This window comes from Mesorhizobium sp. M7D.F.Ca.US.004.03.1.1, assembly GCF_003998635.1.
Lineage (GTDB): Bacteria > Pseudomonadota > Alphaproteobacteria > Rhizobiales > Rhizobiaceae > Mesorhizobium > Mesorhizobium loti.
Genome location: NZ_RZQG01000728.1, coordinates 1 through 3,095 on the forward strand (window position 1 = coordinate 1; position 3,095 = coordinate 3,095).

General features: G+C 64.4%; 3 protein-coding genes and 1 riboswitch. All 3 genes read right to left on the reverse strand.

What is annotated here, in order from left to right:
* Positions 1–953 (reverse strand): cobalamin biosynthesis protein CobW (gene cobW, locus EN935_RS28770; RefSeq protein WP_127373874.1); only part of this gene is annotated, 953 nt, incomplete at its 3' end.
* 2 nt (positions 954–955) lie between these two features.
* Positions 956–1,384 carry a DUF1636 family protein gene (locus EN935_RS28775; RefSeq protein ID WP_126069461.1) on the reverse strand — a complete coding sequence of 143 codons (429 nt, stop codon included), beginning with the start codon at positions 1,382–1,384 and terminating at the stop codon, positions 956–958.
* Positions 1,385–1,422: 38 nt separating this feature from the next.
* Positions 1,423–1,627, reverse strand: a riboswitch (cobalamin riboswitch).
* A 30-nt stretch (positions 1,628–1,657) separates the two neighbouring features.
* Positions 1,658–2,857, reverse strand: a complete 1,200-nt coding sequence (locus EN935_RS28780) for a winged helix-turn-helix domain-containing protein (RefSeq protein WP_127264688.1) — start codon at positions 2,855–2,857, stop codon at positions 1,658–1,660.
* Positions 2,858–3,095 lie beyond the last annotated feature (238 nt).

Consider the following 3,095-nt stretch of genomic DNA (forward strand, 5'->3'; position numbering starts at 1 on the left):
TCATAGTAGTGGTTGACGCGCGGCCCGACCGCCTGCAGCAAGAGCCGCATCGGCTTGCCGCCGACCTCGACGAATCCCTTCACGCGCAGCACGTTCTCTTCCTCGGCGACGGTGGCGACGCGTTTTGCCAGTTCGTCCGGATTGGCGATCGAGGCAATGTCGACGATGAAGGTGTCGAAGTCGTCATGCTCATGGTTGAAGGCGCCGTCATGATGGGACTTGCGGTTCTCGATGTCGTCCTCGACGGCCAGACCGAGCCCGAGCAGCACGGAGGGATCGACCTTGCCATGCGACGTCGGCACGATCTTCACCGCGCGGGCGGAGTGTTCGTTGATGATGGCGTTGGCGCGGGCGGTGCCGGCGGCGTCCATCAGGTCGCTTTTCGACAGGATGATCAGGTCGGCGCAGGCGATCTGGTCCTCGAACACCTCTTCGACCGGATCGTCGTGATCGAGCGTTTCGTCCTCAGCGCGCTGCGCCTGCAGGGCGTCCATGTCGTTGGCGACGCGGCCTTCGGCCAATGCCGGCCCGTCGACCACGGCAATGACGCCATCGACGGTGACCCGGCTTTTCACGCTCGGCCACTGGAAAGCCTGGACCAGCGGCTTGGGCAGCGCCAGGCCCGAGGTCTCGATCAGGATGTGGTCGACCCTCGGCGTCAGCGCGAGGATCTGGTCGAGCGCCGGGACGAAATCGTCGGCCACGGTGCAGCAGATGCAGCCATTGGCCAGTTCGACGATGTTTTCCTCCGGGCATGTGTCGATGCCGCAGCCCTTCAGTATCTCGCCATCGATGCCGATGTCGCCGAATTCGTTGACGATGATGGCAATACGCTTGCCGCCGGCGTTTTCCAGGAGATGGCGGACCAGCGTCGTCTTGCCGGCGCCGAGGAAGCCGGTGACGACGGTGCAGGGAACACGGGAGAGGTTCGCAGACGAATCTGGAGCGGTCATGGTCAGTCCTTCAGCAGGTCGAGGGGAGGGATGCGGGCAACGAGGCCACGCTTCAGGCTATCGGGACGGCCGCGCCACGGAATCAGGCCGTCCTTCGAGGTGGCGAAGAGTTTGGCTCCGGTGACGAGGTCGGCGCCGCTGGTCGCGGTCAGGTCGCCGAAGACGTAGCTCCAGCAACCGTCGCGCAGGATGGCGGCACTCAGGCGCCGCTTGCAATTGCCAAGGCATTCGACGCTGCGGATGCGGATGTTGTCGCCAGATGCGGCGCGGCGAGTGTCGTCCGCCAGCGATTCGCCGGCGCGGGGATGAGCGTCGGAGCCGGTTTCATCGCGGCAGGAGGCGCAGACGATGACGGTAACGCCGGCCAAGGCATCATCATGGCCGGACGAAACATCCGCTGTGCCAGCCGAAAAACTGCTGTCGTGGTCCAAAAATCGGGCTCCTTGCCCGGAAACCCGCCGGGCGATCGGATTCTACAGTCGCAGACGGCAGGTCTCCTGGCTCGCGGGTCATCGCCTTGGGTAGCCGCCTTCCCGGGAATTCCCAGTGGCTTTCGGCCTTGGCTCTTCGCTTACAGTTGCGGGGACAGCCGCGGATTTGGGATTTTGCCCCGCACCGCATTCCCTCTTAGCCCCTGCCGTTGCGGGCAAGGGACCATCTGGAACCGGATTTAGGCTTTTGCGGGCGGCGGTGTCAACGCGAGCTTACGACACGGCGATGTCGGCCAGCGCCGGGCCCAAATCGCCGGCGGGCGTCACTTCGATGCGCTCGAGACCCAGCCAACCCTGCATCTGCTTCAATTCCTCGAAGAGCTGAGCAGCGGTTTCAGGCGGCGCGCCGGGCTCGGCATAGGCTGCATGGACCCGCAGCACGCTTGCTGGGCGATCGGCCTTGAGATCGACACGCGCCACGATCCTGTCGCCGAGCAGGAACGGCAGGACATAATAGCCGTATTGCCGCTTGTCGGCCGGCGTGTAGATCTCGATGCGGTAGTGGAAGTCGAACAGCCGCTCCGTGCGCGAACGCTCGAAGACGACGGGATCGAACGGCGCCAGCAGGGCGCGGGCCTCGATCTTTCGGGGCAGACGGGCGTCTTTCTGAAGATAGGCTGGCTTGTCCCAACCTTCGACACGCACCGGCAGCAGCTCGCCTGTTTCGACCAGTTCCTCCAGCCGGCCCTTCATGTCGGCCGGCGACAGGCGGAAGTAGTCGCGCAGGTCGCCTGACGTCGCTATGCCATGGGCGCGGGCGGAAATGCGCAGCAATTCGCGGTGCGCATCCTTGGCCGCCGGCACCGGTAGGTCGAGGATCGCCTGCGGCAGCACGCGTTCGGGCAGATCATAGAACCGCTCGAAACCGCGGCGGTGCGCCGTGGTGATGCGGCCGGCCCAGAACAGCCATTCGAAGGCATGCTTGGCATGGCTCCAGCCCCACCAGCCGCCCGAGCCTTTCTGGCCTTCGAGCGCGGAAGCGGCAATCGGGCCGCGATCGGCGACCTGGCGGTAGATCTCTTCGATATAGGCGGCGTGCTCGCGGCCCCATTTGGCAAGCCCCAGATACATTTCATCGCCGCGCTCGGCGCGCTGCATGCGCCAGCGCATCAGCGGATATGTCTCGACCGGCAGGAAGGAGGCCTCGTGCGCCCAGTATTCGAACACCGTGCGCTTGCGCGTCACGGCCGCGTTGTCGAGCAGCGAGAGCGGGTAGGGGCCAAGGCGTGAATAGAGCGGCATATAATGAGCGCGCACCACCGCGCTGACGGAATCGATCTGCAACAGGCCGGTGCGGGAGAGCGTGCGGGCAAGATGCCGGCGGTCGGGGGTACCGGCCGGACGGGGATCGAGGAACCCCTGGGCGGCAAGCGCGATGCGCCGGGCCATGGGGAGCGAGATCTTTTCCTTCATGCAGGCATCACTTTGAAGTGTTTTGGCCGAGGGTCGGATGGGTGATTCCAGCCCATGCTAGCAGGGTTTTGGCGGCAACCATGTCAGGAGAGAAAAGTGGAGTAAAAAACGAAGGAAATCAAACAGGAGCGGATCGGACCAGTTTCCCCGGATATGCCGTCCAGGTTAGTGTTTTGAACAAGGTTTGACTTGCTTCGCTGGAAGTGCTGCGCTAACCCTCGCCGCGTTGCAGCATAGG